The 23,324-nt window shown below is 41.7% G+C and carries 15 protein-coding genes; 9 read left to right on the top strand and 6 right to left on the bottom strand.

What is annotated here, in order from left to right; translation table 11 throughout:
• Positions 1-50 precede the first annotated feature (50 nt).
• Positions 51-737 (top strand): GntR family transcriptional regulator, encoded by a 687-nt coding sequence (locus E5N72_RS10025; RefSeq protein ID WP_135924310.1) that lies wholly within the window; start codon positions 51-53, stop codon positions 735-737.
• 56 nt (positions 738-793) lie between these two features.
• Here E5N72_RS10025 and phnW read toward each other — a convergent pair whose 3' ends face one another.
• From phnW to E5N72_RS10005, 4 genes are all read right to left on the bottom strand, one after another.
• Positions 794-1,888 carry a 2-aminoethylphosphonate--pyruvate transaminase gene (gene phnW / locus E5N72_RS10020; RefSeq protein WP_135924309.1) on the bottom strand — a complete coding sequence of 365 codons (1,095 nt, stop codon included), beginning with the start codon at positions 1,886-1,888 and terminating at the stop codon, positions 794-796.
• A 141-nt stretch (positions 1,889-2,029) separates the two neighbouring features.
• Entirely contained in the window at positions 2,030-4,846 is a 2,817-nt protein-coding gene (locus E5N72_RS10015) for a TonB-dependent receptor (RefSeq protein WP_135926272.1), read from the bottom strand.
• Positions 4,847-5,061: 215 nt separating this feature from the next.
• Positions 5,062-6,132, bottom strand: a complete 1,071-nt coding sequence (locus E5N72_RS10010) for a FecR domain-containing protein (protein ID WP_135924308.1) — start codon at positions 6,130-6,132, stop codon at positions 5,062-5,064.
• Entirely contained in the window at positions 6,129-6,689 is a 561-nt protein-coding gene (locus E5N72_RS10005; RefSeq protein ID WP_135924307.1) for an RNA polymerase sigma factor, read from the bottom strand. The genes E5N72_RS10010 and E5N72_RS10005 overlap by 4 nt, the downstream gene beginning before the upstream one ends.
• Positions 6,690-7,136: 447 nt before the next feature.
• Between E5N72_RS10005 and E5N72_RS10000 the strand changes: the two genes are divergently transcribed.
• From E5N72_RS10000 to E5N72_RS09965, 8 genes are all read left to right on the top strand, one after another.
• Positions 7,137-8,339: an efflux RND transporter periplasmic adaptor subunit gene (locus E5N72_RS10000; RefSeq protein ID WP_135924306.1), complete on the top strand. Its 1,203-nt coding sequence runs from the start codon at positions 7,137-7,139 to the stop codon at positions 8,337-8,339.
• Positions 8,340-8,353: 14 nt separating this feature from the next.
• Complete coding sequence (locus E5N72_RS09995) at positions 8,354-11,527, top strand: multidrug efflux RND transporter permease subunit (protein WP_135924305.1); 3,174 nt, start codon at positions 8,354-8,356, stop codon at positions 11,525-11,527.
• A gap of 105 nt (positions 11,528-11,632) precedes the next feature.
• Positions 11,633-12,226, top strand: a complete 594-nt coding sequence (locus tag E5N72_RS09990) for a PilZ domain-containing protein (protein ID WP_135924304.1) — start codon at positions 11,633-11,635, stop codon at positions 12,224-12,226.
• A gap of 84 nt (positions 12,227-12,310) precedes the next feature.
• Positions 12,311-13,369 (top strand): agmatine deiminase family protein, encoded by a 1,059-nt coding sequence (locus E5N72_RS09985; protein ID WP_135924303.1) that lies wholly within the window; start codon positions 12,311-12,313, stop codon positions 13,367-13,369.
• Positions 13,362-14,255 carry a carbon-nitrogen hydrolase gene (locus tag E5N72_RS09980; RefSeq protein WP_135924302.1) on the top strand — a complete coding sequence of 298 codons (894 nt, stop codon included), beginning with the start codon at positions 13,362-13,364 and terminating at the stop codon, positions 14,253-14,255. The genes E5N72_RS09985 and E5N72_RS09980 overlap by 8 nt, the downstream gene beginning before the upstream one ends.
• 29 nt (positions 14,256-14,284) lie before the next feature.
• Positions 14,285-17,758: a transcription-repair coupling factor gene (gene mfd, locus E5N72_RS09975; RefSeq protein WP_135924301.1), complete on the top strand. Its 3,474-nt coding sequence runs from the start codon at positions 14,285-14,287 to the stop codon at positions 17,756-17,758.
• Positions 17,758-18,591 carry a CsiV family protein gene (locus tag E5N72_RS09970; protein ID WP_135924300.1) on the top strand — a complete coding sequence of 278 codons (834 nt, stop codon included), beginning with the start codon at positions 17,758-17,760 and terminating at the stop codon, positions 18,589-18,591. The genes mfd and E5N72_RS09970 overlap by 1 nt, the downstream gene beginning before the upstream one ends.
• Positions 18,592-18,602: 11 nt before the next feature.
• Positions 18,603-18,866 carry an outer membrane protein assembly factor BamE gene (locus tag E5N72_RS09965; RefSeq protein WP_135924299.1) on the top strand — a complete coding sequence of 88 codons (264 nt, stop codon included), beginning with the start codon at positions 18,603-18,605 and terminating at the stop codon, positions 18,864-18,866.
• A gap of 37 nt (positions 18,867-18,903) precedes the next feature.
• Here E5N72_RS09965 and E5N72_RS09960 read toward each other — a convergent pair whose 3' ends face one another.
• On the bottom strand, positions 18,904-20,265 hold the full coding sequence (locus E5N72_RS09960) for a hypothetical protein (protein ID WP_135924298.1): 1,362 nt from the start codon (positions 20,263-20,265) through the stop codon (positions 18,904-18,906).
• A 106-nt stretch (positions 20,266-20,371) separates the two neighbouring features.
• Complete coding sequence (locus tag E5N72_RS09955; RefSeq protein ID WP_135924297.1) at positions 20,372-22,963, bottom strand: TonB-dependent receptor; 2,592 nt, start codon at positions 22,961-22,963, stop codon at positions 20,372-20,374.
• Between the last annotated feature and the right edge of the window lie 361 nt (positions 22,964-23,324).

Here is a 23,324-nt window from a genome sequence, read left to right as displayed (position 1 = left end):
TCCCTTTATTATCAGTTAAGCTAAAGCTGTATTTAGCAAAAAGGCACGGTATGCTTTTATATCAACAAATCAGAAATTACATACATCAATTACTAAGCGAAGGGAATCTGAACACGGGTGACAAACTCCCTTCTGAGCGTTTGTTACAAGAACAATTTAACTCGACCCGTATTACAGTCCGTGAGGCGCTACTTCGTTTAGAAGCTGAAGGATTGATCTATAGCCAAACGCGCCGTGGTTGGTTTGTAACACCAACAAAACTTAAGTGGAATCCAGCCACTAAAGTAAACTTTTATGAACTGGCAAAACAACAAGGCTTTGTTGCTGATACCCAAGTGATTAGCCATCAAGAAATTAGCAATCATGATTTAAAAGCAGAATTTTCTGCATCAACTTTTCATCATTTGCAACGTGCTCGCAGCCTTGATGAACGCTTAGTGATGTTTGAAGATATTTTTTGTGATGCTGTGCGTTTTGATGGCCTTGCTGAGCACAACCTAAATGGCTCGATAACACAAATAATGGCAAATCAATACGCAACAAATGTAGTCAATGAGCAGTGCGCGATTAGTGTTACTGTCCTTCCTGACGATGTAGCACAGGTATTGCAAAAAAATAGTGGTACACCCTGTTTAAAAGTTATTCGTAAACGCTTTGATGAGCTTGGCAGTTTAGTGGATTACAATATTGAGTATTGGTTGCATAATGCCATTGAGATGACTGTTGAAGGTCACTAAGGCAATAAATGAAAAAAGGCTTTGTTAAACAAAGCCTTTACACGGGTGAACATTCTTTATAACCAATATCTGCTGTTTGATATTGCTTTAATTAAACGTGTAATATCGTTTTCGAACACATGACCAATATTGCCAATTCTAAAGCAGTCAGCATCTGACACCTTACCTGGGTAAATCACAAACCCTTGGTTTTTAAGCAACAAATAAAACTCTTTAAAGTCATACCCACTTGCTGTTGGAGAGTAAAATGAGGTGATAATCGGTGAATGTAAGCTCTCATCTAAGAGTGTTTGAAAACCTAAATCTCTCATCGCAGTCACTAAGAGTTGCTGATTGTTTTTATAACGCTTATGACGTGCTGCAACACCTCCCTCTTGTTCTAATTCAATAAGAGCTTGATGAAATGCGCGTACAACATGTGTAGGAGATGTGAAACGCCATTTACCTTGGTTGTTCTCCATACACCGCCACTGCGCATGTAAATCAAGTGACAACGAACGTGCAACCCCCTGAGAGTCTTCAATTAAGTCACGTTTACAAATAACAAAACCAAAACCTGGAACACCTTGAATACACTTATTAGATGAGCTTATCATTACATCAATGTGCCAATCTGCTAAGTCAAACGGTACGCCACCAAAGCTGCTCATAGCGTCTAAAATATACACTTTGTTATGGCGTGATAAGAGTTCGCCAACTTGCTTTGCTGGGTTTAGCATGCCAGTCGTTGTTTCGCAGTGCACCATTGCAACATGACTAATGTTTTCATCGCTCAAGAGCGTTTTTTCAATGTCGTCACAGCTTGGTAGCTGAGTTTCAGTGTAATTTAAAACACAATGGTCAATACCTAAATACTGGGCAATTTCTACCATCCGTTTACCATATGCGCCATTGTTTATTATCAATAACTTATGCTCTTTTGCGACTAAACTACCTAAAGCACTTTCTACACTCGCAGTGCCACTGCCCTGCATTAATGTACACGTATAGTCACTACTTTTAGTGGCCAAAGTTACAAGTTTGCTGCGAATAGCCTGTACAACACCTAAGTTATAATCGTCATCCCATGTACACCAATCCTTTAACATCGCTTGTTTTACAGTGTCCGATGTTGTTAATGGGCCAGGAGTTAACAGTAAGTATTCATTCATTTTAATATCGCCTAAATCTGGTCTAGTCCAGTTATTATTAGGGATTTAGGTTGATAAAAAAAGTGAAGTTTTTATGACTGCATTAAAAAAGGGCCAAATGGCCCTTTGCAAAGTTAAATAATAAAAGAATCTAAAGGGAGTTTAGAACTTGTACTCTGCACCTACGTAATAGTACGCACCGTTAAAACCAAATGGTGCTGAACGACGTGAGTAAGTGAATACACCAGGGCTTGAAACAATTGTGTTGCCGCTTGCATCAACAATCGTACCCGAGCGTGAATTACCAATGGTGTTCTTATCTGGGTAAACATCAAATAAGTTATTTGCACCAATGTTAAATGACAGATTTTCGTTAAAGAAGTAGTTAACTTTTACATCAGTTAAGATTTCAGCACCGTATGTTTGACGACCACCGTCTTCAACTGTGTATTCGCCGTAACGGTTTAGTGATAGGTTTACAGTCCAATCTTCTAAACGATAAAGCGCACTTAAGTTAATGCGGTCTTCTGGTTGCCATTCTTCAATAATTGATGTTTCTTGCGCAGAAAACACATCTTCTACCGGAATAGTCTCAAGGCCACTGCCTGATGGCGTAAATAAATCAACCACATCTGTTTTAGTGAAGTTAGCAGCAAAAGTGAAATCAAGCGTGCCGCCAAGGCCTTCTGTGTTCCATGTAGCAACTAAATCAACACCTTCTGTTTCTGTGTCTGCACCATTTAAGAAGAACTGACCCGCACCTGCGCCTGAGCTTTCAAGTGCAGCATCTAGCGTATCTGATAAGCCTTTACCTAAACGGTTAGAAATAACGATACGGTCGTCGATATCAATCGAGTAGTAGTCAATGGTTAAATTGATATTGTCGGTAACGTTATACACAATACCTAAACTGCGGTTTTGTGATTTCTCTTCTTTTAGCTTAGGAATACCAATTGATTGCGCTAAGGTACTGTCGTTTCTGAACGTACCTACTTGCTCAGCGACTAAGCTGCCATCATCACCCACAACAAACTGTGTACTTACGTTATTAAAGTAAAGTTGTTGCATAGAAGGTGCTCTAAAACCTGTGCTTAGTGCACCACGTAAAGACACATCTTCAGTAATTGACCAGTTACCCGCTAGCTTAAAGTTAACTGTATCGCCAAAGCCTTTGTAGTTATCGTAACGTACCGCACCTGAGATGATGACATCATCGATTACATAGGTTTCTGCATCCATGTAGAATGAGATCACATCGCGCGACTCATCAACTGATGATGCCGGATCTGAGCCACCAAAACCTTGCGTACCACTTGCTGCATCAACACTACCAACACCGCCATTTAAGCCAGAGTAAATGCTAACGCCATCAACTGTGTCGTAATCACGGTATGCGTATTCACTACCTTCAAGAATGCGGAACTCATCAGTACGTAGCTCAGCACCCAGTGCTAATGAAAAATTGTCGTAGTCTTTAGTGTAATCAAGGTTGAGTGTTTGAAGCGATAATTCAAGGCCATATGCATACGCTGAACGCGGGATAGTGGCACGAATTTCATCAGCGCTTAAACCTTGGTTATAACGAAGGTAGTTTGCGTATGAGCCATTGATTGTGTCGCTTGTTGTGTAATCAATGCTGTTTTCACCGTAGGTGTAAGATAAATCAATGCTTGAATCATTATCAAACGACTTTTTAAAGCCCACGTTGTAAGACACGTCATCAATGATGGTATTAATCTTAGGTAAGAAACCCATAGGAATGGTTGCATCACCATCTTGTAATACTGGGTTACCATTTGCATTTGCGTTATGACGGAAAAACGCTGCTGATTCGTTTTCACGATTTGAATAGGTGATAAAGCCATATAATTCACCACCAGCTAATTCGTAGCCAGTATTAATCGTTAAAGCAAATTGCTGTGAATCTGCATCACCGATTCTAAATGTATCACGAGGTGCTGTTAACTCACGCGGATCGCCAGCTAATAGCGTACCGTCATCAAGTTCTGTACAGCCGTAAAATTGACATGAGCCATGAAGGCCTGCACGGTTAGTTGGCGCACGGTCACGGTAATTAATTGTGGTGTTAAGATAACCTTCATCACCTAAAGCAAAACCTTTGTTGAAATCAACAGTAACCGTTTCACCATCGCCTTCTGAATACTCACCGTAGTTGATAGCGGCTTTACCGCCTTCTTCGGCGTCTTTTAATACGATATTGATAACACCTGCAATCGCATCTGAACCATATTGTGCAGCAGCACCATCACGTAATACTTCGATACGTTTGATTGCAGCAGCAGGGATAGCGTTCATGTCAGTACCAGCCGTACCACGACCTACTGACGTATTGATGTGGATAAGGCTCGCTTGATGGCGGCGTTTACCGTTGATAAGCACTAAGGTTTGATCTGGTCCTAAGCCACGCAATGTTGCTGGGCGAAGTGCATCTGTACCATCACTGATAGACGAGCTTGAAAAGTTAAACGATGGAGCGATTGCTTGAAGCATACGGCCTACTTCTGTTTGGCCTGTATTCTCTAGTGCTTCGGCACTTAAAATATCAACCGGAACCGGTAAATCTTCAACCGAGCGTCCTGCTACACGGCTACCGACAACGGCAATTTTTTCGATGTTTTGTTCTGCTGCTTGATCTTCTGCTAATGCTTGCGTATTGGCGGCTAGCAGTAATGGCACGACTGCAGCGCTGACCCCTGATACTTTGATCATGTTGTTATCTTTCCTATCTACTTGTTTGAGTTTTATCCTCAGCAAGCCTTGTTGATCAACAACCGCATCAAGCTCAGTACCTTCTAGCATCGCATTCAGTGCATCGAGTTTAGTGTAAAAACCAAATAACGATTGTGCCTGATATTGCTTCGCTAATTCGAAAGAAAAAATGACTGTTTGTTCGGTTTGCTTTGCAAATTCGATTAAAGCCAAATCAGCTCGTTGCGCTTTGATGTCAAATTGCAGCATTTGTTTTTCAGCTGCAATTGCTGTTTGGCCGACGGTAAGGCCATAAACAACAAATGAGGCTGGTAACAACTGCAATTGCTTACTGTGCAACTTAAACAAACAGGTGAGGGAAAAAAATCCACTATGTAAATTTAACTTTTTTTTAATTAATTTTTTGTGACGAGAAAGTGGCGCACAATTAACATCATAATATTGGCGTATTCTCATAGGCAGAACTAACCTTTTGCAGCGAACGTTAAGCTAACACGATGCTCACCCAAACGTTGATGATTAACTGACAAATTTGCCTGTAGTGAATCAAGTAGGCCTTTAATATCGCCAGCTTTAAACACACCAGCTACCTTCAAAGATGCAAGTTCAGGATCGCTAAGCTCAAATCTCGTTGCTGTATAACGACTAACTTCTTGAAGTGCCTCGCTTAATGGTTCACCACTAAAGATCAGCATTCCATGTTGCCATGCAAGATCGCGTTGCACATCATCTGCTGAAAGCTGCTTAATTGGCTCAGTTTTACTGTGTTTAATCAGCGCTTTTTCACCAGATATAACAACATTCGCTTTTAGTTTTTTTATGTCAGAGCTGTTATCTGAAGCACTTTTTAATCTGTCAAAGTCACTTGCATCAACATGAGTATTTGGATCGGCAATCATTACTTTGCCTTCAGTGACCACTAATTCTAAGTCTGATGCAGTATTTCGCTGAACATTAAACACTGTACCAAGTGCAGTAAAAGATTTATCACCCGCGATCACTGTAAATGGACGGCTTGCATCTTTAGCAACGTTAAAACGCCCTTCGCCACGGTTTAAAATTAACTGGCGACGAGTTCCCGTATAAGCCACTTCAAGTTTTGTATTGGTATTAAGTTGTACAATCGTGCTATCTGGCAAGACGAATGTAGCTTGCTCACCCACTTTTGTCCGGTAAATCTTATTAAACTTCGCGTAATCGTTCTCTTCACTTTGCCAATAACTAGAATAAATCAACATAATGCAACCAAACAGCATCACAATTAAAAAGCTGGCGGCTGTTGCCATGCCAAATACTGCGGGTTGTTTTTGTGGTGCTTTGTAAGGAAACAGGCTACTTAGCTCGTTAAGTACACTCATTTCATCCCACAAGGTTGCAAGCTCAAAAAGTGCTTCTTGGTGTGCAGCACTTTGATGGGCCCACATATGTAATTGGCTTACTTCATCTTTTGATAAACCACGGTCAATGGCGCTTATCCACTGACTCGCCTGCTCTTGAATCATTTCTTTTGATGAAAACGGGTGAACATTACTCATTTGTTCACCTCTTTAGCAGCGAACTCTGTGGTTGTAGGGTGACTGTGGGTTTGAACGTCGTGAGATTTCATTGCTCGGTGAACATGTAATAAGCCTTTGGCTATGTGTTTTTCAACAGTGCTTTCGCTGAGTTCCATTTTAGCAGCAATTTCCTTTTGGCTTAGGCCGTAGACTTTCTTTAAAATAAAGCATTTTTTTACTTGTGGACTTAGTTCGTTAGTTACTCGGCAAAAAAACAAAAAGCGTTCTTTTGAGGTCACTTCATCTTCTAAGGCCATTGAGCGCATTTGATGCTCAACTTGTTGTTGCTCATCTAACGACTCTTTATATTTATTATCCCATTTAGCAATATGGTTTAGTGCTAAATGTTTTGCCGTTTTCAGCATATAACTATGAGTGTACTCGATATTTTGTCTAAGATCGGCCTCATAACTTTTGATAAACGTCTCTTGCACAATATCTTCTACATCATCAGGGCTGACGATACGTGATACAAAGCGCCTAAGCTTGCTCGATATCTCAGTAAAAGCAGTGATCACACCTGTTCTATCTGTCATCCTTAACTCACATTTATTATATTTTTATTGCTTTAGGGTACGAGATTTCAGTTTAATTACAAGCCATTTGTTAAAATTTTGTGCCTCACGTTAATACACCCAAATAAAATCATATTTATACCTTACATTTATTTAAGGAAAGCTGCTGATTTTAGTACATTTGTATAACCAACTTACCATCACAGCAAATCTAATAAACAATGACTAACCAAGCCTCAAAAGTAGATAAATGTGATTTCTACTGGTTTACTTTGCTAACTCGTTTTAATAATCCTCATTAAAGTAGTTTTTTGTATCGATATAATCCGAGCAAAAGTAAACTAAAGGGTGTACCTTTTGCTATTTTGGGTATAAACTAAGCGAACTTTAAAATTGCATAGGACTGCCTTTGAGTTTTGGATGGCATTTCTTTGCTTACTTGCTTAACAATTGGACTGTGGAGTAAACATGCGTCTGCCTTTCGCACCTGCCAAATTATCTTTATCTGCTTTATTATTGGTTACTGCACCTATACTTTTATCTGCTTGCTCTAAAGCACCGGAGCAGCAAGGTCAAATGCACCCTGCTGCGGTTGCCACAATGACCATGAAAACTGAAGATGTGCCTTTTACTATCGAGCTGCCTGCAACGTTATCTGGTTCAAAAGAAGTCGAAGTTCGTGCTCGCGTTACCGGTATTCTTGAGTCACGTAACTTTGAAGAGGGCCAACGTGTAGAGCAAGGCCAATCATTATTCACTATTGATCTTGAACCTTATCAACTTGCGGTTGACCGCGCTCAAGCAGCACTTGATGGCGCAAAGGCAGCTTTAATTCAGGCAGAGCGTGATGTAAAACGTTTAGCAAAGCTACGTGTCGAGAAATCTGTTTCGCAGCGTGACTACGATAACGCAAGTTCAGCCAATGATATTGCAAAAACAGATTTAGCTGCCGCTAAAGTAGCTTTGAAAGAAGCACAACTTAATCTTGAATATGCGCAAGTTAAAGCCCCTGTCGCAGGTGTAATGGGTCGTGAGTTTGTTTCTGAAGGCACTTATGTTTCTGGCCCAGATTTATTATTAACGCAAATGACTCAGTTTGATCCGATTCGCATTCGTTTTGGCTTATCTGAGCGTGAACAATTACAAATGCGTCAAGATGTTAAAAATGGCTCACTCACTTTACCTGAGCAAGGCCACTGGCAAACACAAATCAAATTACAAGACGGTTCTTTATACAGCAAAACCGGTGAAGTTAATTTCTCTGATGTCCGTATTAACCCGAACACAGGTACCAGTGAGTTTCAGGCAATTATCCCTAACCCTGATTACCAACTTCGCCCGGGCCAATTCGTGCGCGTTGAGTTAAGTGGTGCAGTTCGTAAAAACGCTTTCATCGTGCCACAACGTGCCGTGCTTGATAACGGCACCGGTAAATTTGTTTATGTAGTAAGCAAAAACGAGCAAGGCATGGATGTTGCGTTACCTGCCCCTGTCACTGTAGGTGAATGGATCAAAAAACCAGAAAACGAGCAATACCAAAATTTTTGGTTGATTCGAAGTGGGTTAAAAGAAGGCGACCAAGTTATTGTTGATGGCATGGCACGTATTTTCTTCCCGGGTATGCCAGTCAATGTTGGCAAACCAACCACTAACTCAAGCCACGCAGAATAAGCACAGGGAGTCTTATGTTTTCTCGTTACTTTATAGACAGACCCATTTTTGCGTTTGTTATATCTATTGTTATTGTGCTTGCGGGCCTTGCTGCGATGCGTAGCTTACCAGTTGCGCAATACCCTGAAATAGCACCACCGGTTGTACAAGTCACCGCGGCCTACCCTGGCGCATCTGCAGGAGTACTCGAACAAACCGTTGCTACGCCGATAGAAAATGCCATTACCGGTGTTGAAGGCATGATGTATATGTCATCAACGTCAACCAGTGCTGGTTCAACCACAATCGAAGTTACTTTTGAAATTGGTACTGATGTTGACCAAGCCGCTGTAAACGTAAATAACCGTGTAAAACAGGTTGAAGCACGTTTACCTGAAGAAACACGCCGCCAAGGTGTCGTGGTTCAAAAAGGTTCTTCTAGCTTTTTACAAGTGCATGCCTTTTACTCACCAGATGGTACACGCTCGAGTTTATGGACATCTAACTATGTCACTATGAACGTGCTTGACCGTATTAAACGAATTCCTGGTACAACGAGTGTACAAATTTTTGGTGCTAAAGATTATGCTATGCGCATTTGGCTACGCCCTGATGTAATGAGTCAATTAGGGGTTACGGTTGAAGAAATTGCCGGCGCAATCCGCGTACAAAACTCGCAATATGCCGCAGGTAAAATTGGTGCTACGCCAACAACTCAATCTCCACAAGAACTGGTTTATAGTGTTACAGCACAAGGCCGTTTATCTGAGCCTGAGCAGTTTGAAAACATCATTATTCGTTCAAATACTGACGGCAGTAGCTTACGCTTAAAAGACGTTGCCCGCGTTGAGCTCGGTTCGAAAGATTATAACTTCAAAGGGACGATTAACGGTAAAGAAGCGGTACTGCTAGGTATCTTCTTACAGCCGGGTGCTAATGCTCTTGATGTGGCTGAAGAAGTAAACAGTGTTATTGAAGAAATGAAAAGCCAGTTCCCTACCGGTCTTGCTCATTTAACCTCTTACGACACAACCCGCTTTGTTGAAGTATCAATTCGTGAAGTAGTAAAAACACTACTTGAAGCCATGGTACTGGTATTCTTAGTGGTGTATTTATTCTTACAAAACTGGCGCGCAACGCTTATTCCGACTCTTGCAGTACCGGTTTCACTACTAGGCACATTTGCTGGCATGTATATGCTGGGTTACTCAATTAACTCACTCACCTTATTCGGCATGGTGTTGTCGATTGGTATTGTTGTTGATGATGCCATCGTGGTACTTGAAAACGTTGAACGTATTATGCACGAAGAAGGCCTAGGCGCTCGAGAAGCTGCCGTTAAAGCCATGGGCGAAGTAAGTGGCCCAGTGGTTGCAATTGTTTTAGTACTTTGCTCTGTATTTGTGCCAATTGCATTTTTAGGTGGCTTAACCGGTGAGTTATTCCGCCAGTTCGCAATTACTATTTCGATTGCTGTAAGTTTATCGGGTGTGGTTGCCTTAACTATGACGCCAGCTCTTTGTGTGCTTATTTTAAAACAAGAACACAAACAAACCGCCCGTTTTTTCTTATGGTTTAACGACATGTTTACCAAGATCACTGGCCGTTATGTAGGTGCTGTTGGTTTTATGGTGCGCCGTGGTCTGTTAGGTGTGATCTTAATGACAGGTATGGTTGCTGCTACAATTGGCCTTTGGCAAAATACGCCTGGTTCACTTGTACCAGATGAAGACCAAGGTTATTACATCTCTGCCATCTTCTTACCAGATGGGTCATCGCTTGAGCGCACCGAGCAAGTAACACAGCAAGTTGTCAAAGCCGTACAATCAAACCCAGCTAACGAAAACGTAGTGGCGTTTACAGGTTTTGACTTTATTGGCGGTGGTTACAAAAACAGTGCTGCAACCTTATTCGTGACGCAAAAGCACTGGGATGAGCGTGAAGTTGATACCAAAGCGCTAGTGCAAGAGCTCTTCATGAAAACAGCGGGTATTAAAGAGGCACTCGTGCTTGCCTTTAACCCTCCTGCTATTTTTGGTTTAGGTAACACTGGTGGTTTTGAATTCTACATTCAAAACAAAGGTGATAGCGACCCAGATAAGCTACAACATGCAATGCAGTTGATGACAGCTGAAGCACAAAAAAGCCCTATTATCAGTGGCTTGCAAACACTTTGGCGCCCTGATGCACCACAGCTACGTGTTGATGTTGACCGTGAGCAAGCGCGTGCCATGGGTGTCAAAATTGATGACGCGTTCACTGCCCTTGCTGGTAATTTAGGGACTTATTACGTTAACGACTTCAATAAATTTGGTCGCGCATGGCAAGTACTGATGTCTGCAGACGCTGAATTTAGAATGAAGCCTGATGACATTGGTCGTATCTATGTTAAAAACAACCAAGGTACTATGGTGCCGCTTTCAGCCTTTACCACTATCGAGTATAGCCGTGGCCCTGAAAACCTTAACCGTTATAACAACTTACCAGCAGTTAAACTAATGGGTAATGCAGCACCGGGTTACAGCTCGGGTCAAGCCATTGCTGAGGTAGAACGTATTGCACAAGCAGTACTACCACCTAATATGACCTACGAATGGACAGGCTCTGCATTCCAAGAAAAACGCAGTTCAGGTACCACGGGCATTGCCTTAGGTCTTGCTGTGATCATGGTATTTTTGATTCTAGCAGCTCTTTATGAGCGTTGGTCACTACCGCTGTCTGTCATGCTTGCCCTGCCATTTGGCACATTTGGTGCGCTTATAGCAGTATGGGTTGTCGGCATGACAAACGATGTGTATTTCCAAATTGGTCTTGTCACACTACTTGGTCTTGCCAGCAAAAACGCGATTCTTATCGTTGAATACGCCTTGATGAAACATCAACAAGGTTGGAGCGCAAGTACTGCTGCACTTGAAGCTGCACGTTTACGTTTTAGACCAATTATTATGACCTCTCTAGCCTTCATTTTAGGTGTTGTGCCGTTAGTACTGAGCTCTGGTGCAGGTGCGGGAGCTCGTCATAGTGTTGGTACGGGTGTTATGGGCGGTATGATGGCTGCAACATTCCTTGCGGTATTCTTCGTGCCACTGTTCTTTTATTGGTTAACGGCGCGTAAGTTAACTGAAAAACGCTCAAGACAAGAGCTTGCTGATGAGATAGCAAAACATCACCAGCAAGAACATGTCAAAACCCAAGAGGGTAACCTGTAAAAAATGAAGGGCAAACAATGAGTTTGCCCTTTTTTTTGATTATTTGATTACTAGCAATTTACTGCTTCGAGCGCTAGTATTAAGGAAAGATGTGTGGAGTGCAGCATGAATAATCAAAAATTAGCCGAATTTGAACAATTTTTTCAAATCAACGAGAGCAATCGCGTCAATTTATACGCCGTTGAACCTGAAGCTGTGCCAAAAACCAATGCTGAACTCGAAGCTGATATCCCCGCTTTATTTAAACTTGCTAACGAAGTAAATGAGCTTGAGCAAGCAACCTTACGCCCGCTTAGAAACCTAGGTGATGTTGCACAAGAACTAGCACTTTTTTTACAAGCACAATCACGTAAAATTGATTTGATTATGAGCCATATTTTAGCCTCTGAACAGCCAGAAGATGACGCTAACTATTGCGATAGCTATGGCGGTGGCGGTGTAAAATTAACCTCATCAGAAGTGTATGAACTTGGACAGACATTTCGCACTAAATTATTCTTACAACACGAAGCATCTGCCATTTATTGCTATACCGAATTAGTCGCCATTGAAAAATGTGATGATGATAAATACCAATATACCTTATTGTTTACGGCGATTCGTGATGCTGACCAAGATTTAGTCGTAAGAGCGGCCTTACATGCCCAAACTCGCCAACTAAAAAAACGTCAACAAGAAAACAATTCGCAAGACAGTTAAAAATCACGCTTTATCGCGCACAAAAAGCTGACATCTATGGCTAAAATGCTAAACTAGCCCCACCTTAGTTTGTTTATTACCTTCATGAAATTTAGACTTTTACCTGAATGGGCTGAGCAAGATGCTGTTATGCTTACTTGGCCACACCAAGATACTGATTGGGCTGCAAATTTAACGGCTGTAGAGCCTGTGTATGTGGCACTTTGCCAAGCAATAAGCCAGCAACAAGATGTTGTCATTGTGGCTCATGATAATACGCTCAAAGCACATATTGCCGGATTACTTGAAACCGCAAATGTTGATGCTAAGCGCATTCACTTTGTGGTGACACCCTGTAACGATACTTGGGCACGCGACCATGGCCCATTAACCTGTGCGAATATTGATGACGCAACAGAATTAAAAGTAATAGATTTTATTTTTAATGGTTGGGGCAATAAATTTGCAAGTGAACTTGATAACCAAATTAACCAAGTGCTTGTAAAGCAAGTTGCAAACCCTAAAAATGGTTATCAGCAAAGTGAACTGGTTCTTGAAGGCGGCGGCGTCGAAATCAACGAGCACGGCGTACTACTGACTACAAGCGAGTGCTTGTTAAATCCAAATCGTAACCCAGCACTTACAAAAGCAGATATAGAACAAACGCTAGTTGAGCAACTTGGTGCTACGTCTTTCCTTTGGGTTGACCACGGCTACCTTGCTGGTGATGATACCGACAGCCATATTGATACACTGGTACGTTTTGCACCAAACAACACCCTTGTATATGTACAGTGTTATGATAAAAATGATGAGCATTTTGCTGCCCTTGATGCAATGGAAAAGCAACTGCAATCATTTAAAACAGCAGAAGGTGAAAACTACACGCTGATCGCCTTACCTTGGCCAAAAGCTGTTTTTAATGAAGATGGTGACAGACTCCCTGCCACATACGCTAATTATTTAATTATCAATAAAACCGTTTTAGTACCAAATTATGGTGATGAAAACGACCAACTTGCACTTGGTCAGGTTGCCAAAGCATACCCAGATCATACTGTGGTGGGTATTAATTGCGTGCCAATTATTCACCAATTTGGCAGCCTTCACTGTATTACAATGCAATTACCACGCGGCTTTTTAGCAGGAACAAACAATGACTAAACCAACGCATTTAAAGGTTGCTCTTGTTCAGCAATCAAACACCGATAATGCTCAAGACAATATGGCAAAATCTATTGCTGGTATTCGTGATGCAGCAAGCCAAGGCGCTAAGCTTATTGTTCTTCAAGAGCTGCACCGTAGTTTGTATTTTTGCCAAACCGAAGATGTAGACGTTTTTGATTTAGCAGAAACAATTCCTGGCCCAAGCACAAACACCTTAGGCGCACTCGCTAAAGAATTAAATGTGGTGATCGTGTCATCATTATTCGAAAAGCGTGCCACAGGTCTTTATCACAATACCGCTGTGGTTCTAGAAACTGACGGCAGTATTGCCGGCAAATACCGTAAAATGCATATTCCTGATGACCCAGGTTTTTACGAGAAATTTTACTTCACACCGGGTGATTTAGGTTTTCAGCCTATTCAAACCTCTGTTGGCAAATTAGGCGTGTTAGTGTGTTGGGATCAATGGTTCCCTGAGGCTGCACGCTTAATGGCAATGGCCGGTGCTGAAATTTTAATATACCCAACAGCCATCGGCTGGGATCCGCGTGATGAACAAGACGAACAAACACGTCAAAAAGACGCGTGGGTTATTTCACAACGCGCTCATGCAGTTGCCAACGGTGTACCGGTGATCAGCTGTAACCGTGTTGGTCACGAAAGTGATCCAAGCGGTCAAAGCGAAGGTATTCAGTTCTGGGGTAACTCGTTTATCGCAGGCCCTCAAGGTGAAATTTTAGCCGAAGCTAACAACAGTGATGAGCAATTATTGGTTGTTGAATTAGACCAAGCGCGTAGTGAAAACATTCGTCGAATTTGGCCTTACCTTCGTGATCGTCGTATCGATCACTATCAGGACTTAACCAAGATTTATCGAGACTAAGCAGTAAAAACAGTTTAAAGGAGTAGTAAATGGCGTTTGCGCAATGGGCAGCATTGCCTTGGGTAAAATCTGAAAAAGATAAAATTCAATGGGGACAACTTACCGGTAGCGGGCTTAGCATCGCCATCGCAGAAGGTGTAAAACAACACAACGAGCTGGTTGTGATTGTCACCCCAGATACGCCAAGCGCCCTACGCCTTGAAACTGAGCTCGAATTTCTATTGCCTGAAAACCCAGTCATGGTCTTCCCTGACTGGGAAACGCTACCTTATGATCATTTTTCGCCGCATCAAGATATTATTTCTGCACGCCTAGCCACCTTAAATACATTAAAAAAAGAACTACAAAGCGTATTAATCGTGCCAGTATCAACCTTGATGCTACGTACAGCCCCTGCTTCGTTTATTTACGGTTCAACCCTTAACTTTAAAGTGGGCGATACCTTAGATACCCATACACTGCGTGAAAACCTTGAGCAAGCGGGCTATTTACATGTACAGCAAGTGATGGAGCATGGTGAATACGCTATCCGTGGTTCTATCGTTGACTTATATCCTATGGGTAGCCCTCACCCATTCCGTTTAGACTTTTTTGATGATGAGCTCGACAGCATTCGTTTGTTTGATGTTGAAAGCCAACGATCTGATGAAAAAGTCGACAAAATTGAGTTACTGCCAGCTCACGAGTTTCCAACTAACAACTCAGACATCGAGCGTTTTCGTATCAATTATCGTGAACAATTTGGCGCAAGCTCTGAGCAAGACTCAATTTATATGCAGGTTACCAAAGGAACTTGGCCTGCCGGTATCGAATATTACATGCCACTGTTTTTTGATGGACTGGCGACTATCTTCGATTACTTACCAAGCAATACGACGTTTATGCATTTTGGCGATATTGAGCATGCTGCTGAGCAGTTTTGGCACGATGTAAATGTACGCTACGAAAATCGCCGTGTTGATCCACTTAGACCACTACTTGAGCCAATTAAGCTCTATCAAAGTGTTAATGAGCTGTTTGGTGAATTTGGTAAATACGCACGTATTCGTTTATCGCAAGCCAAATTAGGCACCAAAGCAGGCCATACAAACCTTGCCAGTAAAGAGCTGCCAAATGTACGTATAGATCATAAGTTACATGAACCGTATCAAGGTTTAATAAACTATGTTGCTAGCGAGAAAAAACAAAAAGGCCGCGTGCTGCTCTCGGTTGAATCGGATGGCCGCCGCGAATCATTACTGACATTATTAAAACCAAGTGGTTTAAAGCTCAAAGAGTTTGAAACTTTTAGCGATTTTACCAATAGTACAAGCGATGTTGGCCTCATCGTTTCGCCACTTGAACAAAGTGTGGTGTTAGACGGTAAACCGCGTTTAACCATTATCACAGAGCAAGAATTATTAGGTATTAAGGTATCGCAGCGTCGACGCCGTAAACACAAATACGAAGCCAGCCAAGATGCGCTTATTCGTAACCTTGCTGAGCTACGAGAAGGCCAGCCAATTGTGCACCTTGACCACGGTGTAGGCCGCTATCAGGGGCTTGAAACCATCGATGCTGCCGGTGTTATCACCGAGTTTGTTACCATCATTTACGCCAACGAAGCGAAGCTTTACGTACCTGTTTCAGCGTTACATATGCTGAGCCGCTATTCTGGTGGCGAAGAAGCCTCTGCCCCGCTCCATAAATTAGGCTCCGATGCGTGGGAAAAAGCTAAAAAACGTGCTGCCGAAAAAGTTCGTGATGTGGCTGCCGAGCTATTAGATATTTACGCAAAGCGCCAAGCAAAACCGGGTAACCAATTTAAGCTTGATGGCAGTGCATATCGCCAGTTTAGCGACAGCTTCCCGTTTGAAGAAACTGATGATCAACGCAACGCCATTGAGTCTGTTCTTGGTGATATGCAAAGTAAACAAGCGATGGACCGTTTGGTGTGTGGTGACGTTGGCTTTGGTAAAACTGAAGTTGCAATGCGCGCAGCCTTTGTGGCCGTTAACGATAACAAGCAAGTTGCGGTGCTGGTACCAACAACACTGCTTGCTCAGCAACATTATGAAAACTTTAAAGATCGTTTTGCCGATTTACCAATTGAAGTTGGTGTTTTATCACGCTTTAATTCTACAAAAGAGCAAAAAGATACCCTAGATAAAATGGCTGAGGGTAAATTAGATATCGTTATTGGTACACACAAGCTTATTCAACAAGATATCAAATTTAAAGATTTGGGCTTATTAATTGTTGATGAAGAGCACCGCTTTGGTGTGCGTCAAAAAGAAAAAATCAAAGCATTACGTGCCGATGTTGATATTTTAACACTTACAGCAACCCCTATCCCGCGTACCTTAAACATGGCAATGAGTGGTATGCGTGACCTGTCAATTATTGCCACACCACCTGCAAAACGTTTAGCGGTTAAAACCTTTGTTAGACAAAGGGATGCAGAACTAATTCGCGAAGCAATCCTGCGTGAAATTAAACGCGGTGGTCAGGTGTATTTCTTACATAATAATGTTGAAACTATCGACCGTGTTGCTGAAGAAATCAGTGAATGGGTACCCGAAGCCAGTGTTACAACGGCACATGGTCAAATGCGAGAGCGCGAGCTTGAGCAAATTATGAGTGATTTTTATCATCAAAAATATAATGTCATTGTGTGTACCACCATTATCGAAACCGGTATCGATGTACCCACTGCCAACACCATTATTATGGATAGAGCAGATAAGCTAGGGCTGGCCCAACTACATCAGTTACGAGGGCGTGTTGGCCGAAGCCACCACCAAGCGTATGCATACCTTCTAACAGGTAATCCTAAGTCGTTAACAAAAGACGCTGTAAAACGTTTAGAAGCGATAGAATCGCTTGAAGATCTGGGCGCTGGCTTTGCACTTGCTACCCATGATTTAGAGATTCGTGGAGCGGGTGAATTACTTGGTGACGACCAATCAGGGCAAATGCAAACCATTGGTTTTAGTTTGTATATGGAAATGCTCGAGCAAGCCGTTAACGCATTAAAAGAAGGTAAAGAGCCAACCCTTGAGAATTTACTAGGTCAACAGACTGAGGTTGATTTAAAACTACCAGCCTTATTACCTGAAGATTATATTCATGATGTAAATGCTCGTTTAGGAATCTATAAACGCATTGCAAGCTGTGCTAACCTCAACGATATGGACGAATTACAGGTAGAGCTAATAGACCGCTTTGGTCTGCTACCTGATGCCACTAAAAACTTATTTAGTTTGCAGCAATTAAAACTGCAAGCAAGCAATATTGGCATTAAGAAAATTGAAGCAAATCCGAAAGGCGGTTATTTTGAGTTTAGCCAGCATACAAAGGTTAACCCTAGCTTCATTATAGGTTTGATACAAAGTGCACCACAGGTGTATAAAATGGATGGCGCGAATAAATTGCGCTTTGCGATTAGTGAGGCAAACCCTCGCGAACGCTTAAAAATGGTCACTGCAATGATTGCAGATTTCGAGAAAAAGGTTAGCCATTAATGTTGTTAAGAAATAGTTTTTTGTTGCTGTGTTGCTTATTTACAAGCTCATCGTTTGCAACGAGATGGTTTGAAATTGAAGTACTTATCTATAAACAACGCCCAGCACCTTATTTACAAGAAGATTTTTCTTTAAAGCATGATGAGATTACTGCTAAGCGCGAAAAAGATCTGCTTTCTCCAGCTTATACAGCGCAAGCTAGAGAAGAGTGCTTAAATGGCGACAGTCGATTTCAGTCTACGACATTTGCAGATGCTATTATTACCTCGAATCCCCACTCTAACGTGTGCGATGAAAGTGTTGATTATTTATCTAGTTATGACGAATTACCCGTAACACCCGTAGTCGAAGCTCGCGACGACACGGATGAAATTTATCTACTCGCGCCCGAGCAGCTACAGTTTATCGAACAAAGAAAGCAACTAGATCGTAAAGGTCTCACGCCGATACTTCACACAGGTTGGCGTTTTCCTGAAATGAGCGAAAGTAAAGCCCCCAGTATTAGATTGTTTTCAGGTGATCACTTTTCACAAGCGCTCGATAGCCAAGCAACTACTGATAATGACTTTATTAATCTAGTTAGCCCGGTACAGCAATATATTCCCGAACAGTTACAAACGATACCGAAGTGGGAATTAGAAGGCTTGATGAAAATATACGTTCGCCATTACCTGTTTATTCATGCTGATTTTGATATTAGTCAGCGTTTAGAGAGTGGCGACTATGAAAAAGCACGTTTTTCACAATTTAAGCGTGTAATAAGTAATGAAATTCATTATTTCGATCACCCTCGCATGGGGATGATTGTACAAATAAGACGTTATAACCATTAATGGAAACTATTATGAAAAAATATATGGCAATTGCTGCTGCAACGGTAGCGCTTACTTTAGCTGGCTGTTCAAAAGTTAACTTAGAAAACTATGAAAAAATTAAAATCGGTATGGATAAAGCTGAAGTTGAAGCGATTTTAGGCTCGGCGGATAAGTGCGAAGAAAAAACACTTCATACTAATTGTATTTGGGGTAGCAAAGACAAAAATATCGAAATTACATTAGTTTCAGATAAAGTGTCGCTGTACAGCAAAACAGGTTTAGACGCTAAATAAACCTACCAGGGTGGTAATGTACCACCCTCGTTTCTCTTTATTTAACTGACGTCGAATATATCCTTTCAATATTAACAATTTTGCTGCGATTTAAGGTGATTTTGTAGCGCTGCATCAGTGTTTTTTCATCGTTTTGTGAAAAAACCAATACCATATTTAGTTGATACCTACGCTCAACTGCTTGCTTAGATATTTTATTGCTTTCAAGATGATAAAGTTTACCTTCACCGCGTTTTAAATAACGTGCAAATGGCGCTAAACTAAATTGCATCGTTTGTTGTAGGGTATCGTAGCCCGGTAAAAACTCTTTAGCATTAACGTGTGTTTCACTAGCAAAATGTAACCATTGAGAAGCCTGCTTGTTCTGATGGCGACGCTTAGAGAATATTTGTCTAACCTCTTTGGGGATACGCTTAAAAGCTTCGTATTCTAGCCAAATATACTGACTAGCAATGCGGTCTTTAGTGATACTATTTCTAAATTGAAAACGCCATTTTGGCCGCCCTCTTACTATTGCTCGCCATATAACGCGGGTAATATCCTCTTTGAATATCTCTCGCAGCCCATAAATTACACCTAAAATCAAAATTAAGGTTGCAGTTACCTCAGTAAAGGTTGAACGGGCGTTTAACACTACTAACATTACAAAGGCCATGATAACAGCCGTTACAGATCCCTTCACAATGCGCTTTAAATAGCTATTCAAATGTCGGGTATGACGAGTTAAAACCACACCATGTTCAATCAAACGTTGTAACAGGCGCATTTTATTAGTGATTCGATTGGCATCTTCAAGGGTTGATTGCGAGTTATATTCCTGCTCGTCACGGTAACTATTTTCAGTTTTACAAAAATCTAAAAGCTCGCTGCGCTCTTTTGCAAAATCGCTACTGCGTGGTCCTTCGTCTAGCAACTTTAAAAATGACTGTTCAACATGCCAACTTAAATAGTTATCGGCATTTTTATAAAATGGCAGTAGTTTTTCATCATCTGGTGTGTAGCGTCTCAGCTTTTTAAGCAGCCCTTTGGTTTGCTCACATAATTCAATGGCTGCAGGATAAAACTCTTCAGCTTCTTGGTATTTTAAGGTGTCTTTAATATCAGCATTAAGCGCTAAACGAACTTGGTAGCAATATAAGTTTAAATTTTGTCGATAATCTTGCTGCTCACCTTTGTTTTTACTAACAAAGCGACTTCTCACCAAGGGTAAATGAATATTGTTGGCGTTATAAGCTAAATGTGATTTGAAATGGTTATTAAAAAATGACTCTTCACTAAGTGTTTGTGGATTAACACTCATCTCATTAGGGATTGAGAAATACAGATCTAAGCGCTGCTCTGCACGGGGAGTGAGTTCAGGCTCAATAATAAAAGATAGGTTTTCGTCTTGTTTTAGCAATATCACCTCGTTTGTTAAAAGTACCTATACAGTTTACGCGTTGATAAGCTTTCAGACAATAAAAAAGCCCCGTAAAACGGGGCTTTAATAATCATTTCAAACTAGATTAGAACTTAACGTTCACACCAGCGAAGAAACGACGACCTAGTACATCGTATGTGTACGGGTCAGTGTTTGAGTCATTGTTACCTGAGTAGTAAGGTGCTTGCTTATCGAATAAGTTGTTAACACCTGCAGAGAATGACACTGTGTCGTTCATGATGTATGAACCACTGATGTCGTGGTATACAACAGTACCAACGCTTGGTACTAAACACTCGCTGTCGTCAGCAAGACATGCATAGCTGTCTAGGCCGTCGATCATACGTGCTTGATATTGTGCATCCCAGTTGTCGCCAGACGCGTTAAGAGTGAAGTTAGACTTAACTTTCGCGTAGCTACCGATACCAGAAGTTACAAGACCTGTGTAATCGATTGTGCTTGTGCCTGAATCAACGATGTACTCATCAAGGATAGTTACATCAAGACCTGTGCGCCAGTTAAGACCTGCAGCTTCAAATGCATACTTGAAGTTTACGTCGTAACCTTTAGTCGATTCGTTACCAATGTTTTGTAATTGGTTGTTGAAGCTAATACGACCAGTGCTTTGGTTGAAGTTGATTGCAGAAGACTGACAAAGTGCAGTATCTTGGTTTTTGTATGAACCTGTAGCAGCGTCAAGACAGTTCTCAACGATGTATTGGTTGTTTACGCTTGAAATTGAGTTTTCGATTTCGATTTCATAGTAGTCAACAGTCATTGAGAAACCATCTAACCACTCTGGAGCGTATACGAAACCAGCTGTTACTGTATCAGCAAGCTCTGGCGTTAATTGGTCGTTACCACCAACAGTTACTTCAGCTTGGTCTTGTGCACCAGGGAAGTTAACTTGTTCGAATGAAGGTGATTTACCTTGGTAAAGCTCAGATACTGTAGGAGCACGGAATGCAGTTGAACGAACAGCACGTAGCATTAGTTCGTCGTTTACACGCCAAGTTAAACCTAGTTTCCAAGTCTCATCTGAACCAAATGTGCTGTAGTCAAATGCACGTACAGCTGCGCTTAAGTCAACCATTTGTGCAAATGGTGCATCAGCTAGAAGTGGAACAGCAAATTCTACGTATGCTTCGTTAACGTCGAAACGACCACCTGTTGGTTCAACACGTGGGTCATTTGCAAGACCTTGTGAAGTTAGTGAATCTGGAACGTACCATGCTTTTTCTTCACGACGCTCGATACCCGCTGCGAAACCAACGTAACCAGCAGGAAGTTCCATTACTTCACCATTAAGGCCAGCTGAAAGAACTAATAATTGGCTACCACCTGAGTTGTTTTCAGTGTAGTTGTACTGTGCAAGGTTACCAGCAGACCAGTCAGCTTGGTTTAGTGGGTTAAACTCACCTTCACCGATTGCATCTTGGATTGAACCCATGTTTAGAAGGTTTGTTGCACGGTCAACTGAATCGTTACGACCGAATACTACTGAAGTATCCCAGCCCCAACCGTTGTCGAATGAACCGTCTAGACCGATTACTGCACGAACTGTGTCAACAACTTGCTCATAACCACGAGGGCCTACGTCTGTCATACGACGACCGTAAGAGATATCTTCTCCGTCAGCAACACCATGAGAAAGAAGTGAATCACCCATAGTTTCTGCATCGTATTTGAAGTCAAACCATACTGGCTGTGGAGCCATTTGTTGAGTTGACCAACGCTTAGAGTAAGTGAATTCAGACACTAGACGCGTTTCATCAGTTACGTCAAAGTGGCCGATACCTGTAAGGTTTAAACGACGCATTGGCGTGTATAGGTAGCTTGTTGCTGAGTAGTTGTATGCATCACCAGCAGCAGTGAAATCATGCCAACCACCATCTGCTTGACCTTGAAGGTCTGCATTTTCAGCCCAAACGTGGCCGAAAGGTGTATAAGAAGAACCACCACAGTAGAAGCTACCGTTGTCGTAATCTTCTTCGATAGGACAATCAGAGAAATCACGATCTGCTTGAGAAGCATCGCCACGGTCAGTGTATTGTAAACCGATTACAACGTTACCACGATCAAAGCTTGAACCCATTGTGATATCGAAAGACGTTTCGTCTGCATCGCCTTCACCAGTGATAGCACCGTTAAGGTTCATGTCTAGACCTTCGAAGTCGTCTTTTAAGATGATGTTAACAACACCCGCTACCGCGTCAGTACCGTATACAGCAGATGCGCCGTCTTTAAGTACTTCAACTTGCTTGATCATTGATACTGGGATTGTGTTTAAGTCAACAGTAGATGCTGCACCAGTACCAGAGTTGATCATACGACGACCATTTACTAGTACTAGAGTACGTTGTGCACCAAGACCACGTAGGTCAACACGTGCGTTACCACCTGAACCGTTGTTTACAGCAGGGTTAGTCATTGCACCGCTTGCTGCAGTCATTTTTTGTAAAACGCCATCGATGCTTGATGCACCCATTGCTTTGATGTCATCTGCACCAATTAATGTTACAGGACTAGACGTCTCCATATCGGTACGCTTAATGCGAGAACCTGTAACTTGAATCTTTTCGATTGAATCTGCCGCATCTTCAGCAGCTAATACTTGCATGCTTGAGAACATTGGGATTGCTGATACAACAGCTAAACCAAGAATTGATTTTTTCATGTGAAAACCCTACTTGTTGGAAATTTACCTTAGTTAGGTAGCGCTCGTTATTATTCGAATCACGAGTCAGCGGCAGGCAACTTAGGCTCAGTTAACTGAACGAAAACTGAATGGTAGAGCAATAAAAAAACAGCCTAAATTTCTAGTTTCCAAATGGGGTAATAAGGTTTCACGATGTATCAATGTTAACAGAAAAAAACACTATAAAATCAGTTTTCTACAATACTTTATAACCAAAAAAAATACGATTGAAATCAATTGCACGAACTTTGTAATCAAGTGTAACTAAGGCCGTATTGAGGCTACAAATGAAATTTTTACAACTTGATCACACATCGTTATAAAAACCGTAAAAGCTTGG

Origin of the sequence: Pseudoalteromonas sp. MEBiC 03607 (assembly GCF_004792295.1) — a bacterium.
Taxonomy (GTDB): domain Bacteria; phylum Pseudomonadota; class Gammaproteobacteria; order Enterobacterales; family Alteromonadaceae; genus Pseudoalteromonas; species Pseudoalteromonas lipolytica_C.
This window is presented reverse-complemented; position numbering and strand designations above follow the sequence as displayed.

Coding starts and splice junctions, on each gene's coding strand:
- E5N72_RS09955 (WP_135924297.1), bottom strand. CDS start 22,963: ATGAAAAAATCAATTCTTGGTTTAGCTGTTGTATCAGCAATCCCAATG.
- E5N72_RS09970 (WP_135924300.1), top strand. CDS start 17,758: ATGTTGTTAAGAAATAGTTTTTTGTTGCTGTGTTGCTTATTTACAAGC.
- E5N72_RS09995 (WP_135924305.1), top strand. CDS start 8,354: ATGTTTTCTCGTTACTTTATAGACAGACCCATTTTTGCGTTTGTTATA.
- phnW (WP_135924309.1), bottom strand. CDS start 1,888: ATGAATGAATACTTACTGTTAACTCCTGGCCCATTAACAACATCGGAC.
- E5N72_RS10000 (WP_135924306.1), top strand. CDS start 7,137: ATGCGTCTGCCTTTCGCACCTGCCAAATTATCTTTATCTGCTTTATTA.
- E5N72_RS10005 (WP_135924307.1), bottom strand. CDS start 6,689: ATGACAGATAGAACAGGTGTGATCACTGCTTTTACTGAGATATCGAGC.
- E5N72_RS09990 (WP_135924304.1), top strand. CDS start 11,633: ATGAATAATCAAAAATTAGCCGAATTTGAACAATTTTTTCAAATCAAC.
- E5N72_RS10025 (WP_135924310.1), top strand. CDS start 51: ATGCTTTTATATCAACAAATCAGAAATTACATACATCAATTACTAAGC.
- mfd (WP_135924301.1), top strand. CDS start 14,285: ATGGCGTTTGCGCAATGGGCAGCATTGCCTTGGGTAAAATCTGAAAAA.
- E5N72_RS09985 (WP_135924303.1), top strand. CDS start 12,311: ATGAAATTTAGACTTTTACCTGAATGGGCTGAGCAAGATGCTGTTATG.
- E5N72_RS09980 (WP_135924302.1), top strand. CDS start 13,362: ATGACTAAACCAACGCATTTAAAGGTTGCTCTTGTTCAGCAATCAAAC.
- E5N72_RS10015 (WP_135926272.1), bottom strand. CDS start 4,846: ATGCTGCAATTTGACATCAAAGCGCAACGAGCTGATTTGGCTTTAATC.
- E5N72_RS10010 (WP_135924308.1), bottom strand. CDS start 6,132: ATGAGTAATGTTCACCCGTTTTCATCAAAAGAAATGATTCAAGAGCAG.
- E5N72_RS09965 (WP_135924299.1), top strand. CDS start 18,603: ATGAAAAAATATATGGCAATTGCTGCTGCAACGGTAGCGCTTACTTTA.